Annotated in this window: 11 protein-coding genes and 1 pseudogene; 9 read left to right on the top strand and 3 right to left on the bottom strand. The window is 59.6% G+C overall.

Annotation, left to right across the window (positions count from 1 at the left end; genetic code table 11):
- Positions 1-15: 15 nt before the first annotated feature.
- Entirely contained in the window at positions 16-495 is a 480-nt protein-coding gene (locus IG616_RS02145; RefSeq protein WP_192146666.1) for an Lrp/AsnC family transcriptional regulator, read from the bottom strand.
- A gap of 140 nt (positions 496-635) precedes the next feature.
- On the opposite strand from IG616_RS02145, the gene IG616_RS02140 reads away from it, so the two are divergent.
- The gene (locus IG616_RS02140; RefSeq protein ID WP_192145930.1) at positions 636-4136 is read left to right on the top strand and encodes an indolepyruvate ferredoxin oxidoreductase family protein; all 3501 of its coding nucleotides are present in this window, start codon (positions 636-638) and stop codon (positions 4134-4136) included.
- A gap of 6 nt (positions 4137-4142) precedes the next feature.
- Here IG616_RS02140 and IG616_RS02135 read toward each other — a convergent pair whose 3' ends face one another.
- Both IG616_RS02135 and IG616_RS02130 read right to left on the bottom strand, forming a co-directional pair.
- A complete protein-coding gene (locus IG616_RS02135; protein ID WP_192145928.1) occupies positions 4143-5147 on the bottom strand; it encodes a P1 family peptidase in 1005 nt (334 codons plus the stop codon).
- Between the two features lie 101 nt (positions 5148-5248).
- Positions 5249-5800 (bottom strand): flavin reductase, encoded by a 552-nt coding sequence (locus tag IG616_RS02130; RefSeq protein ID WP_246476065.1) that lies wholly within the window; start codon positions 5798-5800, stop codon positions 5249-5251.
- A gap of 342 nt (positions 5801-6142) precedes the next feature.
- Here IG616_RS02130 and IG616_RS02125 point away from each other — a divergent pair, with 342 nt between their 5' ends.
- The 8 genes and pseudogenes from IG616_RS02125 to IG616_RS02090 all read left to right on the top strand — a co-directional run bounded on the left by IG616_RS02125 (position 6143) and on the right by IG616_RS02090 (position 13155).
- On the top strand, positions 6143-7075 hold the full coding sequence (locus IG616_RS02125; RefSeq protein WP_192145926.1) for an ABC transporter permease subunit: 933 nt from the start codon (positions 6143-6145) through the stop codon (positions 7073-7075).
- A gap of 1 nt (position 7076) precedes the next feature.
- Positions 7077-8408: a high-affinity branched-chain amino acid ABC transporter permease LivM gene (gene livM, locus IG616_RS02120; protein ID WP_192145924.1), complete on the top strand. Its 1332-nt coding sequence runs from the start codon at positions 7077-7079 to the stop codon at positions 8406-8408.
- A pseudogene (locus tag IG616_RS02115) lies at positions 8405-9232 on the top strand (ABC transporter ATP-binding protein); the annotation flags it as partial. The gene livM and the pseudogene IG616_RS02115, both read left to right, overlap by 4 nt.
- 14 nt (positions 9233-9246) lie before the next feature.
- Positions 9247-9978 carry an ABC transporter ATP-binding protein gene (locus IG616_RS02110; protein WP_192145920.1) on the top strand — a complete coding sequence of 244 codons (732 nt, stop codon included), beginning with the start codon at positions 9247-9249 and terminating at the stop codon, positions 9976-9978.
- 108 nt (positions 9979-10086) lie between these two features.
- Complete coding sequence (locus tag IG616_RS02105) at positions 10087-10455, top strand: DUF6867 family protein (RefSeq protein ID WP_192145918.1); 369 nt, start codon at positions 10087-10089, stop codon at positions 10453-10455.
- 172 nt (positions 10456-10627) lie between these two features.
- Positions 10628-11728 (top strand): branched-chain amino acid ABC transporter substrate-binding protein, encoded by a 1101-nt coding sequence (locus IG616_RS02100; RefSeq protein WP_192146662.1) that lies wholly within the window; start codon positions 10628-10630, stop codon positions 11726-11728.
- 228 nt (positions 11729-11956) lie between these two features.
- Positions 11957-12430: a VOC family protein gene (locus tag IG616_RS02095; RefSeq protein ID WP_192146660.1), complete on the top strand. Its 474-nt coding sequence runs from the start codon at positions 11957-11959 to the stop codon at positions 12428-12430.
- A gap of 212 nt (positions 12431-12642) precedes the next feature.
- The gene (locus IG616_RS02090) at positions 12643-13155 is read left to right on the top strand and encodes a L,D-transpeptidase (RefSeq protein WP_192145916.1); all 513 of its coding nucleotides are present in this window, start codon (positions 12643-12645) and stop codon (positions 13153-13155) included.
- Positions 13156-13246: the final 91 nt, after the last annotated feature.

The following is a 13246-nucleotide window of genomic DNA, read 5'->3' as shown; positions in this document are numbered from 1 at the left end:
CAGGAGAGGACTGTCTCAGTTTTCCCGGAGCGGCAGGGCAACCGTGTCCTTGACCGTGTTCACGACAATGCGCGACTGCACGTCAGAGACAAGAGTGTTGTCGAGCAGCTTCAACCGCAGGAAGTTGTCGTAGGTCTTGATGTCATCCGTGACGACCTTAATTAGATAGTCAACAGCGCCCGTTATCCGTTCGCAGGTGACAACCTCTGGCCAGGAATGGATCAGCCGGTCGAAGATCTCCATGTTCTCCCGGCTCGGCAGCGTAAGCTTGACGAAGGAATAGGCGACGAAGCCCAGGCCAACGGATTCGCGGTCGATTATCGCCGTGATCTGACGAATAATGCCTTGCTCCTTGAGCTTCTTGATTCGCCTCCAGCACGGGGTTTGGCTCATCCCTGCCTCTTTGGCGATCTCCGCGATGGACAGGGATGCATCCTTTTGCAGGACGCGCAGGACGCGAATGTCTGATGGGTCGAGGAGATATTTTTCGTTCATGGCGATATTGGGGAAAAACTCTGCGCAAATCGATTGGATGGCGGTCACGATAGCACAGAAATTGCTGCCGAAAAGGATGATATTGACGTTGTAGCTCCACCGCTGAGTCAGCGGTCCGGCGCGTTGAGGAGGAGAGTTGAATGAACGTCGCAGTGCCCAGGGTCACATTGGATGACAAATATACCGCAACGCGGGGGCAGGTCTATCTGACTGGCATTCAGGCTCTGGTCCGCCTTCCGCTGGATCAGGCGCGGCGCGACCGGCTTGCCGGATTGAAGACGGGAGGCTTCATTTCCGGTTACCGTGGATCTCCGCTCGGCGGCTATGACACCGAGCTTCAGCGTGCCAAGCGGCACCTTTCCCCTTTTGATGTTCACTTTCAGCCGGGCGTCAACGAAGAACTGGGCGCAACCGCCGTTTGGGGTAGCCAGAAGCTCAGAGGCCACGGCAAAGGCTCCGATTTCGATGGGGTTTTCGGCATCTGGTACGGCAAGGCACCAGGTGTCGACCGTGCAGGGGACGCGCTGAAACAGGCCAATGCCTCCGGTACGGACCGCAATGGTGGAGTGCTTGCTCTCGCCGGAGATGACCATCTGGCAAAATCTTCCGTTTTGCCGGGGCAGAGCGAATTTTTCTTCCAGCACGCGGAAATGCCCGTCCTCAATCCGTCGGATATTCAGGATGTACTGGATTTCGGCCTGCATGGCCTCGAAATGTCGCGCTTTGCCGGGCTCTGGAGCGCGCTGATTTGTATCGCCGATACCATGGATGCCTCCGCCACCATCAATGTGGATGACCGGCGGCTGGCGATGATCCGCCCGCCGATTGGGGACCCGCGCAAGGACCATTCCATCAACCGGGACCTTCTTCTTGGCAACCGGCTGGAGACGGAGCGGCTGCTCAGAGACTTGCGGCTTCCGGCTGCCCGGACCTATGTGCGGGCCAACGGGCTGGACCGGGTCGGTTTCGGGTCGGGCCGCCGGGTGCGGCTGGGCATCGTCGCCACCGGCAAGGCCTACCGGGATCTGCGTCAGGCGCTCGAACTGCTCGGGATTACAGAAACCCGTGCGGCGGAACTCGGGCTTGCGGTCTATAAGGTGGCCATGACCTGGCCGATGGAACCGGAAGGGCTGATCGACTTTGCCCGAGGGGCTGACCGTCTTCTGGTTGTCGAGCACAAGCGGGCCTTCATGGAACCGCAGATCAAGGAAATCTTCTACCATCTGCCGCCGGAGGCCCGGCCCGAGATCTGGGGCAAGCGCCGCCCCAACGGCGCGCCGTTCCTGTCCGACGTTCTGGAAATGTCGATTGCGGAAATCCTGCAGGGCCTTCTTGGCTGGCTGCCGGAAGAAGCTGTTACCGCAGAGATGCGGGAAGTTGCCGAGCGCATGAACCGTCAGGTCATGTGGGCTCAGGGCCATGCCGAGCGTGCTGCGCGCATTCCGTATTTCTGTTCCGGTTGCCCGCATTCCACCTCCACCGTCATCCCTGAAGGCGGACGCGCGATGCCGGGGATCGGCTGCCACGCCATGGTGGAATTGGCCGGGCGCAACACGGACGGCCAGATCCAGATGGGGGGCGAAGGTGTTCTGTGGATCGGTCAGGAGCCCTTTGCCAGGGACAAGCATGTTTTCGCCAATCTTGGCGATGGCACCTACTATCACTCCGGCATTCTGGCGATCCGCCAGGCCGTCGCCGCCAAGGCATCGATTACCTACAAGGTCCTGTTCAATGATGCGGTGGCAATGACAGGTGGGCAGCCCGTTGATGGTCCCATGAGCGTTGCCCAGATGACCCGGGAGCTGGAAGCCGAAGGGGTGAGCAGGATCGAGGTTCTGAGCGAGACACCGGAACTCTACGGCGGCTGGAGCGATCTGGCCTCCGGAACGAAGGTGCGCCACCGCGATGAGCTGATGGGGATACAGACTGAGCTGATGGAGCACCGGGGCGTATCGGTCATCATTTACGATCAGACCTGCGCCACCGAGAAGCGCCGCCGCCGCAAGCGGGGCCTGATGCAGGATCCGGACAAGAGGCTCTTCATCAACGACCGGGTTTGCGAAGGCTGCGGGGATTGCTCCGTCCAGTCGAACTGCCTGTCGGTTGAACCTCTGCAAACCCCGTTCGGGGAAAAGCGGCAGATCAATCAGTCGAGCTGTAACAAGGATTTTTCGTGTGTGAAGGGCTTCTGTCCCTCCTTCGTGGAGATTGAGGGCGCGGCCCTGCGTAAGGCGGACAAGGCCGAGATTGATGTGGATGCGCTGGTGGCGCAGCTCTCCGAACCGAAGCTGCCGAGCCTGGCGCAGACCCGCAATATGCTGATCGCCGGTATCGGCGGTATGGGGGTTACCACTGTCAGCGCAGTGCTTGCCATGGCCGCGCATATTGATGGCAATCACGCCTCGACCCTGGACATGACCGGATTGGCGCAAAAGGGCGGTCCTGTGACCTCCCACGTGCGCTTTGCGGGTGGCACACGCCCGATTGAGGGGCCAAGGGTTCCGACCGCCAGCCTCGACATTCTGATCGCCAGCGACATGGTTGTGGCGACCAACGCGGAGCAGCTGAGCCTGATCAACAAGGAAACGACGGCTGCTTTTGCCAATACCCGTGTCGCGCCGACGGCCGAGTTCGTGCTGAAGCAGACCCTGTCCTTCGATGAAAAGAAGATGGGCCGGGCGCTGTCCGAGGGCTGCCATCTGTATTTGGCACAAGATGCCGCCGGGATTGCGGAAAAGCTTCTGGGGGATGCCATCTATGCCAACATGATCCTGATCGGTATGGCCTATCAGGCTGGCAGCCTGCCGGTTTCCGCGATCGGTGTCGAAGCGGCTCTGACCCTCAACGGCACGTCTGTTGCCTCCAACATTCAGGCGTTCCGGGCTGGCCGTGTTCTGGCTGCCGATCCAGAGGCGATCCTTTCGCATCTGCCGAAGGACGCAGCGCCTGAACTTTCGCTGGAGGACGAAATCGAAACCTTCACCCGTGAGCTGGAAGCTTGGGGGAATGCGTCCTACGCCCGGTCCTACAAGGATCTGATCAGCCGGATCCGGGCTGCGGATGAGACCCATGGCCCGGGGACGCTGCGCCTGACCGATACGGCTGCCCGCATGCTCTACAAGGTGATGGCTTATAAGGACGAGTACGAGGTGGCCCGGCTCTATTCATCGCCGGAGTTCAAGGCCAAGATCAGAGCGCGCTTTGCCGACCCCAAGAAAATCAAGGTGCACCTGGCGCCGCCGTTGATTGCCCATCACAAGGACGCCAAGACGGGCCGTCCGGAGAAGATCGCTTTCGGTCCCTGGGTCTTCAGCGCCTTCAAGCTGCTGAACCGGATGAAGGGTCTGCGCGGCACTTGGGCCGATCCGTTTGGCCGGACGGCCGAGCGGAAGGCTGAGCGCGACCTGGTGCGGAGCTACCGGGCCGATCTTGAAATGGTCCTTTCAAAGATGAAGGCCAGCAATTACGGCCTGATGGTCGAGATCGCGCGTGTTCCTGACCAGATCCGCGGTTTCGGCCCGGTGAAAGAGGCCAATCTTGCCAAGGCTGCAGAAAAGCGCGCTCAGCTCATCAGCCAACTCGAGGGCAAGCCTGCTGGCAATGATGGTCAAGTACCGGAGCACCTTCAGGCTGCGGAATAACCGCGGTCATCTGCCAAACTTCTGCTGCCAGGTCGGCACCGGGTCATCCGGAGCCGGGCTGGCGTGATAGATGCCCCGGGCGATGGCCCGGGCAAGGCAGGAGGCGGCGGCAGCCCCGATCTGCACCATGTCTTCCAGCTGGCGGTCCAGAGGCTTGCGGCCGGTGGACAGGGCAAAGACCAGGTCTCCATCCAGAGGTGTGTGCGCAGGCCAGAGGGCCCGGGCCAGGCCGTCGTGGGCCATCACCGCCAGGCGCTTTGCTTCCGACTTGGTGAGGGCCGCGTCGGTCGCAACCGCTGCGATTGTCGTGTTGGCGCCGGCCTTCAGCGCATCCAGTTTGGTCCGGACGTTTACGGCGTCTGCCGGCAGGGGATGGGGGAAGCCGAGAGCCCCGAACTCGTCCCCCAGCTCAAAGGGTGATGCCCAGAAGTGTCCGCTTTCACCGATGGTTGCGCGGCCCAGTGCATTGACGGCGACGATGGCGCCCACCGTGACGCCGTTCGCCAGAACCATGGACGCGGAGCCGAGGCCTCCCTTGAGGTTGGCTGTGGTGGCACCCGTGCCAGCCCCGGCGGTTCCCAGCTCAAAATCATGCCCCACCGCATCGAGCGCCGCGCGTCCAAGATCCCGGTAAGGCGCGGACTGGCCCCAGCTTTTGTCGCCGCCGTTCAGCAAGTCGAAGAGGATTGCGGTCGGAACGATGGGGACACGGACCGGGCCGACCTGATATCCACGCCCAAGTTCTGCAAGACGCCCTTGAACACCTGCACCTGCATCAAGACCAAAGGCGGAACCGCCTGCCAGCACGATGGCATCCACAGCGGAAACGGTCTGCTCGGGCTCAAGAAGGGCAATCTCGCGCGTACCGGGAGCACCGCCATGAATGGCAACGGAAGCAACCGCTGGCTCTTCTGGAAGCAGGACTGTTGCGCCGGACTTCAGTACGGGATCGCAGGCGTTGCCAACGAGGAGCCCCGGAACGTCCGTGATCAGATTGCGTGGTCCTTGCATGAAGACTCCAGGCGGATCGGCAGGTGGTTTCAACGAGCCTAAGCTTATTTGCAGCCGAAGCCAACGTGCCGGTTCCGAAGAGCCGTCTTAAAGGCGGGAGCTTAGCCCGGCAGCCCGTGGTAGCCCCGGCGGACATAAACCAGCGAGCCTTCCTCGCCGGCAAATCGGACATCGTTGACCTGTCCGATGATGATGGAGTGGGTTCCAACGTCAGATATGGAGTCTACTTGGCAATCCACGGATACCCGTGCCGTGTTCAAGGCAGGGCTGCCGGAGAGCATTGGTATCCAGGAATCGAGTTCAAACCGCGCGTCCATCTCCAGGTTCCCGCGCCCTGCAAAGGCGTTGGAAAGAGCTTCTTGCCCGGATGCCAACGTGTTCACGCAGAACACGCCATTTTCCCGAATCGCGCCATGTATTCTGCTGGAGCGGTTGACGCAGACCAGGACCGTCGGCGGGGTGTCGGTTACAGAACAGACTGCCGAAACGGTCGCTCCGGCCCGCCCGCCCGCGCCATCAGTCGTCAGAATGTGCACCGCCGTTGCAATCCGGCTCATGGCTTCGCGGAAGGCAACTTGATTGAGCGGAACCTGAACCGCGTCTCCGGCCGTTTGATCCGGAGGGCGGGATTCTGAGGTTTTATAGGTGCTCAAACGCGTCTCCATCGTCTAAGGGCATTCAGGATACCGGACCTGCTCCAGTCGGGCATTGAGAGTGTTATACTCCAGCCGGGGCATTTATCGTCAGGTTCCGGCTATCACGGTGTGGCTTAAGGAACCGTTCGAGCGGAAGTCGAAACGTGGCAGACGCGTAATTACCGGTACGGAAAAAAAATCCGATAAATGGCTGCTGGGGAAAATTCTTGTTTTTATTGGTGGCATTTCGCTGAGGGAATTGTCTCAAAAGCGCGGTCTTGCTACCACTTTTTTCAATGTGCAAAAATGCACTAAACAACGAAGAGATGGCTTTAGCCTTCCGGGGGTCTGAACAAAGACATGGAATACTTCTTACAACAGCTCATCAACGGGGTGACGCTAGGGTCGATCTATGGCCTTATCGCCATCGGTTATACGATGGTGTACGGCATCATCGGCATGATCAACTTCGCTCATGGTGACATTTTCATGGTCGGCGCATTCATCTCGCTGATCCTGATTGTCACGCTCGGCGTCACGGCCTCCATGCCGTTGGCTCTTCTGATCCTGGCACTCATCGCAATCCTGATCGTCTCGATGGCTCTGACATCGGTCTGGGGGTGGACGGTTGAGCGGATTGCCTACCGGCCCTTGCGCGGATCGTTCCGTCTTGCGCCGTTGATCACGGCGATTGGCGCGTCGATCGTTCTGCAGAACTTCGTGCAGATCTCGCAGGGCGCCCGCAACAAGCCTTTGCAGCCGCTCATTCCGGGTGGCTTCACATTGAGCGAAGGGGCAGGAGAGAGCGGGTTCATTGTCCAGCTGTCCTATTCGCAGATCCTCATCATCGTGGTGACGACGGTCTTGATGATCGGCTTTACCACCCTGATCAACAAGACTTCGCTTGGCCGTGCACAGCGCTCCTGCGAGCAGGACCGCAAGATGGCCTCGCTGCTGGGCATCAACGTGGACCGGACGATTTCGCTCACCTTCGTCATGGGAGCGTCGCTTGCCTCCGTCGCAGGTCTGATGTTCCTGATTTATTACGGCGTGATCGACTTTTACATCGGCTTTCTTGCCGGGGTTAAGGCATTCACGGCTGCCGTTCTCGGCGGCATCGGCTCGCTGCCGGGCGCCATGCTGGGCGGCTTGCTCATCGGGCTCATCGAGACCTTCTGGTCCGGTTATTTCTCGGTTGAATACAAGGACGTTGCAGCGTTCTCCATCCTTGCCATCGTTCTGATCTTCATGCCCGAAGGTCTGCTCGGCAAGCCGGAAGTGGAGAAGGTCTGATATGAGCGCGCAAAGCGAAAGCCGGTTCGTGTCCGCCGTCAAGGACTCGGCCGCCGGGGGACTGATCGCATTGGCGTTATTCTCCCTCATGCTCGGGATGAAGGCTGAAGTCGCCAGCGGCATGGGCGGGCAGCTCGGCATTGAATACCGCTGGGGTGCCGTGGCCATTGCTGTCGGTGTCGTCTTCTTCGGCCGCCTGATCTTGAACCTGTTCGTATGGAAGGCGGAAACGCCGGTCACCGGCATTGCCGCCGGCCTGATGCCGAAGGCAAGCAGCTTTTCCGGCCTCGGCAAGTTCGCCATGCCGGTCTTTCTGGTTCTGGCCGTTGTTCTGCCATTCCTGCTAATGAGCTACTATGGAGCTTCCGGCTCACGCCGGTATCTCGACCTGGCCATCCTGGTCACGACCTACGTCATGCTGGGCTGGGGACTGAACATCGTGGTGGGGCTGGCAGGTCTTCTGGACCTTGGCTACGTGGCCTTCTATGCGGTCGGTGCTTACTCCTACGCCCTGCTGGCCCATTACTTCGGTCTGTCGTTCTGGATCTGCTTGCCGCTGGCCGGTATTCTGGCGGCGCTCTGGGGTATCATGCTGGGCTTCCCGGTGCTGCGCCTGCGCGGTGACTATCTGGCCATCGTGACACTGGCCTTCGGGGAAATCATCCGCGTTGTCCTCTTGAACTGGTATGACTTTACCGGTGGTCCGGACGGCATTTCCGGTATTCCCCGGCCGAGCTTCTTCGGGCTGGAATTCGAGCGTGGCGAAGACGGTTTTGCCGCCTTCTTCGGGCTGGACTACAGCTCCGTCCACCGCATCATCTTCCTGTACTACCTCATCCTTGCATTGGCTCTCGTAACGAACTTCGTGACCATGCGGCTTCGCAAGCTGCCGGTTGGCCGTGCCTGGGAAGCGCTGCGTGAAGACGAGATCGCCTGCCGCTCGCTCGGCATTAACACCACCAACACCAAGCTGACCGCTTTTGCGCTCGGTGCGATGTTCGGCGGGTTCGCCGGGTCCTTCTTCGCCACTCGTCAGGGTTTCATTTCTCCGGAAAGCTTCACCTTCATGGAATCCGCGGTCATTCTGGCCATCGTGGTTCTGGGTGGTCTGGGCAGCCAGATCGGCGTGGTGATCGCAGCTGTCGTGATGATCGGTGGCTTCGAGCTGATCCGTGAGTTTGCCGAGTACCGAATGCTGGTCTTCGGTCTGCTGATGGTCGGGATCATGGTGTGGAAGCCGCGTGGTCTGATTTCCACACGTACACCGTCGATTTCACTGTCTGGCAAGGCCAAGGGCATCAGTGCCGATCTCGTGCAGGAGGGCCATGGATGAGCTCCTGGACCAATAATCCAATCCTTACGATCGAACATCTGACCATGCGCTTTGGCGGTCTGGTCGCGATCGGAGACTTGTCGTTCAACGTCGGGCGCGGAGACATCACCGCCCTGATCGGTCCGAACGGGGCCGGCAAGACGACCGTGTTCAACTGCGTCACCGGTTTCTATAAGCCGACCGAGGGGCGGATCGTCATGCACCGCTCCAACAAGGAGAAATTTCTCCTTGAGCGGATGCCGGACTTCAAGATCTCGGCCAAGGCCAAGGTTGCCCGGACATTCCAGAACATCCGGCTGTTCGGCGGGATGACGCTTTTGGAAAACCTGATGGTTGCCCAGCACAATCCCCTGATGCTGGCCTCGGGCTTCACCATTGGCGGCATTTTCGGCGTGGCCTCCTTCCACAAGGCGGAAAAGGAAGCCGTGGACCGCGCCCGTTTCTGGCTGGACCGGATCGGTCTTCTGGAGCGTGCCGATGCGCCGGCTGCGGATCTGCCCTATGGCGATCAGCGCCGTCTGGAGATCGCCCGGGCCATGTGTTCCGGTCCCGAGCTTCTGTGTCTCGACGAGCCTGCCGCAGGTCTGAACCCCAAGGAAAGCGGCGAACTGAATTCGCTGCTGCAATATATCCGTGCGGAGCAGGGGACATCGATCCTCCTGATCGAGCATGACATGAGCGTTGTGATGGAAATTTCCGACCACGTTGTGGTGCTCGACTACGGCGAGAAGATCTCCGATGGCACTCCGGAAGAAGTGAAGAACGATCCCAAGGTCATCGCCGCCTATCTCGGCGTTCCGGACGAGGAAGTTGATCTGGTGGAACAGGAGGTGGGTCTATGAGCGCCTCCCAGCCGCTGCTCGACGTGCGCAACGTCGAGACTCATTACGGCAAGATCATCGCCCTGCGCGGCGTGGACATGACTGTGAATGAGGGAGAGATCGTCACCCTGATTGGTGCCAATGGTGCCGGCAAGTCGACGCTGATGATGACCATCTGCGGGTCGCCCCAGGCAAGCTCTGGCTCCATCTTCTATGATGGCGAGGACATTACCCGCCTGCCAACCCACTTGATCATGCGCAAGTCGATTGCGCAGTCCCCGGAAGGGCGGCGCATTTTCCCGCGCATGAGCGTTCTGGAAAACCTGATCATGGGTGCCGAGACCGCAGGGAACAAGGATGTCGAAGGCAGCCTGAAGCGAGCCTATGACCTCTTTCCTCGCCTGAAGGAACGCCGCAATCAGCGCGGCGGAACTCTCTCGGGCGGTGAACAGCAGATGCTGGCCATCGCGCGCGCGCTGATGTCCAAACCGCGGCTCCTCCTTCTGGATGAGCCGTCCCTCGGCCTTGCGCCATTGATCGTGAAACAGATCTTCGACGCGATCCGTGACTTGAACCGTCAGGATGGCCTCACGGTCTTCCTCGTTGAACAGAATGCCTATCATGCCTTGAAACTTGCCCATCGCGGCTACGTGATGGTCAATGGCAAGATCACCATGTCCGGCACGGGCAAGGAGCTGCTTGCGAGAGAAGATGTGAAGGCGGCCTATCTTGAAGGCGGCGGGCACTAGATCAATGGAACAGGCATCCGGTTGCGGCCGGATGCCGGAATGCTGACCGGTTTTTAAGTGTTGGAGCATTTGCGTCCTTTTGGATGCAAGCTGCTCCCGGAGGGTCAAATGGGAATTCTGTACGCATCGAACCTGCTGGTGTTCATCATCCTGGTTTGCATTCTTGGGGGCGGTGCCGCCTGGATGACGGGCCGGGCGGTGGCAAGCACCTGGCGTCCGCTTCTGACGCTGTTCTGGTTTGTCTTCATCCTGTCGATCGGGGTGCGCTTCCTGTGCTTCGCGCTTTTTGAGGAACCGCTCCTGTCCTTGCAGTTCCTGATCGTCGATTACGCGGTGCTGCTGATGATCGGATATGCCGGATGGCGCTTCACGAGGGCTGGTCAGATGACCACCCAATACGTGTGGCTTTACGAAAAAACACATCCTTTCGGATGGCGCTTGCGGGAAGGGCGGGAAGACAGCTACCCTGCAGGCTAAAGCATTACCAGCGGGGCGGTTTTCGCCTCGATGGGGAACCGGCTGGAAGGCGCGCGACAATAAAACAAGAGGCGTGCTTGAAGGTCACCGGGAGGCATGTTGCCTCCAGGCGGGGTCACCTCCGTCAAATCAAGTGGTCCAGTGTCATTTCTGGAACCAGGGGAGTTAGATGATGAAGAAGTATCTTTTGGCAGGCGTTGCAGCTGTTGCGGGCATGGCAATGTCCGGTGCTGCTTTTGCTGATATCGTGATCGCAACCGCAGGTCCGATGACTGGCCAGTATGCGTCCTTCGGCGCGCAGATGAAGGCTGGTGCCGAACAGGCCGTGGCCGACATCAACGCCGCTGGTGGCGTGAACGGCGAAAAGCTCGTGCTTGAAGTGGGCGACGACGCCTGCGACCCGAAGCAGGCCGTTGCTGTTGCGAACCAGATGGTTGGCAAGGGCGTGGTCTTCATGGCTGGCCACTTCTGCTCGGGTTCCTCGATCCCGGCCAGCGCGGTCTATGCGGAAGAAGGCATTATTCAGATTTCTCCGGCGTCCACCAACCCGAAGTTTACGGATGAGCGTCCTGGTCCGGGCGTGTTCCGCGTCTGCGGCCGTGATGACCAGCAGGGCCAGGTAGCGGGCACTTTCCTCGCCACCGAGTTCAAGGACAAGAACATCGCCATCATCCAGGACAAGACCGCTTACGGTAAGGGTCTGGCTGACGCAACCAAGGAAGTCATGAACGGCCTTGGCAAGAAAGAAGCCCTGTACGAAGCCTACACCGCCGGTGAAAAGGACTACACGGCTCTGGTTTCCAAGCTGAAGTCTGAAAACATCGACGTTGTCTATGTTGGCGGCTATCACACGGAAGCTGGCCTGATCAAGCGTCAGATGGTTGACCAGGGCATGGACACCATCCTCGTCTCCGGTGATGCTCTCGTGACCGACGAATACTGGTCCATCACTGGTCCGGCTGGTGAAGGCACCCTGATGACCTTCTCTCCGGATCCGCGGAAGAACGCAGAAGCAAAGCCGGTCGTGGAAGCCCTCGAAAAGGCTGGCAAGACCGCTGAGGGCTATGCGCTCTATACCTATGCTGCGATCCAGGCTTGGGCCGACGCCGTCAAGGCAGCCGGTTCCACCGACTATGAAGCTGTGACGAAGGCTCTGGACGCCGGTGATTTTGACACGGTTCTCGGCAAGCTGTCCTTTGACGACAAGGGTGACGTCACCCTGCCGGGCTACGTCTGGTACGTTTGGAAAGACGGCAAGTACGACTACAAATAAGCCATACACCTTTTAAGACTGGCTGCACGTCAGCTATCAGAACCCGCCCGGAGTGATCCAGGCGGGTTTTTCTTTGGGGAAACGGGCGCGTACCGGAAAGCGGAATTTTTCACTTGACCTCAACTTAACTTGAGGTTTTAGGGTCCGCCTGTCCGGGTATAACTCAAACGAGACTGAGAGCTTCAAATGACAGGTTCAAAATCCATACCGCAGTCTGGCAGCAAGGATATGCTGGCGTCTTCCAACGGCATCCAGGGGGTCTATGAAACCCATCTGCCTGTACGCGACCTGCAGGCCTCGATTGCGTTCTACCGGGACGTTCTGGGACTCGAGCTTGCCGGGGAGTTTCCCGCGCGCAAGATCGCGTTCTTCTGGGTCGGTGACAAACGGACGGGAATGCTCGGGCTGTGGGAATATGGATCTGCGCCACTGTTCATGACCCTGCATTTTGCCTTCAGGACCGAACGCGAAGCGGTCTTGAGCGCTTGCGAAAAGCTGCAGGCCGCGGGCATTCAACCTCTCGGCATCACCAACCAGCCAATTTCCGAGCCGGAGGTGATCGGGTGGATGCCCGCTGCCGTGGTTTATTTCAAGGATCCTGATGGACACACCATCGAGTTTTTGAACGTGCTTGATGGCGAGCCGGACAAGGCATTTGGTATCCAGCCTTATTCTGCCTGGGCAAGCCGGACGGCGTCCTGATCGGGTTGCCCGCCTGTCCGCAGCAGGTCTGACAAGATCGGGAAGGCTTTTCGTGCCGGAGCGCCTGTGTCTACTGACGTCCAGCCCGGAAAGGATGGCTGGTGCCAGCTCCCCGGTTCTGAAGTTAACCAACCCTTAAGAAACCGGAGCTGCGGGTCTTTTGGCAGCTCCCGCATGGCAGTAGATTTCTCCGGTGCCGGAAGAGGTTGGTCATGCGTTTTAGTTCCTTGTTTTTCTTTGCGTTTGCCTGGCTTGGAGCCAGTCTGTTCAGCCCGGGTCTTTCCGCTGCCGAACTGGTTGGCTTTCAGGCGCGTGATCTCCGGCCCGGCACCATCGTGATCAAGAACTCCGAGCGCAGGCTCTATCTGGTTCTGGGGCAGGGGCAGGCGATCCGTTACAAGATCGCGGTCGGCAAGAACGGCAAGTCCTGGACGGGGCCAGCCTTCATCACCGGAAAATACATCCGCCCGGACTGGTCCCCCTCCGCGGAGGTTGAGCGTGATCATCCCAATCTGCCAACCCTGATCAAGGGTGGTGCGCCGAACAATCCGATGGGCGTTGCCGCGATGACGCTGTCGAATGGCAACTACGCCATCCACGGTACCAACAGGCCAAATTCGATCGGGCGGGCGGCGTCCTATGGCTGCATCCGGATGGCGAACAGCGACATCAGCGATCTGTTCCAGCGGGTAACGGTGCGCACACCGGTTGTCGCGCTTCCCTAATTTTGCCCTGGGACCAGGTGACGCATTCTAATTTCGGAATACTGAAACTATCTTTGGCTGTGACCGGGGCCCCGTCGTTGAACAGGCGCGC

Origin of the sequence: Roseibium litorale (assembly GCF_014842915.1) — a bacterium.
GTDB lineage: Bacteria > Pseudomonadota > Alphaproteobacteria > Rhizobiales > Stappiaceae > Roseibium > Roseibium litorale.
The sequence above is the reverse complement of the archived record's forward strand: the minus strand, read 5'-3'. Positions and strand labels throughout refer to the sequence as shown.

Bases quoted from the DNA above. Each gene is read 5' to 3' on its own strand.
- IG616_RS02145 (WP_192146666.1), bottom strand. From the start codon at position 495: ATGAACGAAAAATATCTCCTCGACCCATCAGACATTCGCGTCCTGCGC.
- IG616_RS02140 (WP_192145930.1), top strand. From the start codon at position 636: ATGAACGTCGCAGTGCCCAGGGTCACATTGGATGACAAATATACCGCA.
- IG616_RS02135 (WP_192145928.1), bottom strand. From the start codon at position 5,147: ATGCAAGGACCACGCAATCTGATCACGGACGTTCCGGGGCTCCTCGTT.
- IG616_RS02125 (WP_192145926.1), top strand. From the start codon at position 6,143: ATGGAATACTTCTTACAACAGCTCATCAACGGGGTGACGCTAGGGTCG.
- livM (WP_192145924.1), top strand. From the start codon at position 7,077: ATGAGCGCGCAAAGCGAAAGCCGGTTCGTGTCCGCCGTCAAGGACTCG.
- IG616_RS02110 (WP_192145920.1), top strand. From the start codon at position 9,247: ATGAGCGCCTCCCAGCCGCTGCTCGACGTGCGCAACGTCGAGACTCAT.
- IG616_RS02105 (WP_192145918.1), top strand. From the start codon at position 10,087: ATGGGAATTCTGTACGCATCGAACCTGCTGGTGTTCATCATCCTGGTT.
- IG616_RS02100 (WP_192146662.1), top strand. From the start codon at position 10,628: ATGAAGAAGTATCTTTTGGCAGGCGTTGCAGCTGTTGCGGGCATGGCA.
- IG616_RS02095 (WP_192146660.1), top strand. From the start codon at position 11,957: ATGCTGGCGTCTTCCAACGGCATCCAGGGGGTCTATGAAACCCATCTG.
- IG616_RS02090 (WP_192145916.1), top strand. From the start codon at position 12,643: ATGCGTTTTAGTTCCTTGTTTTTCTTTGCGTTTGCCTGGCTTGGAGCC.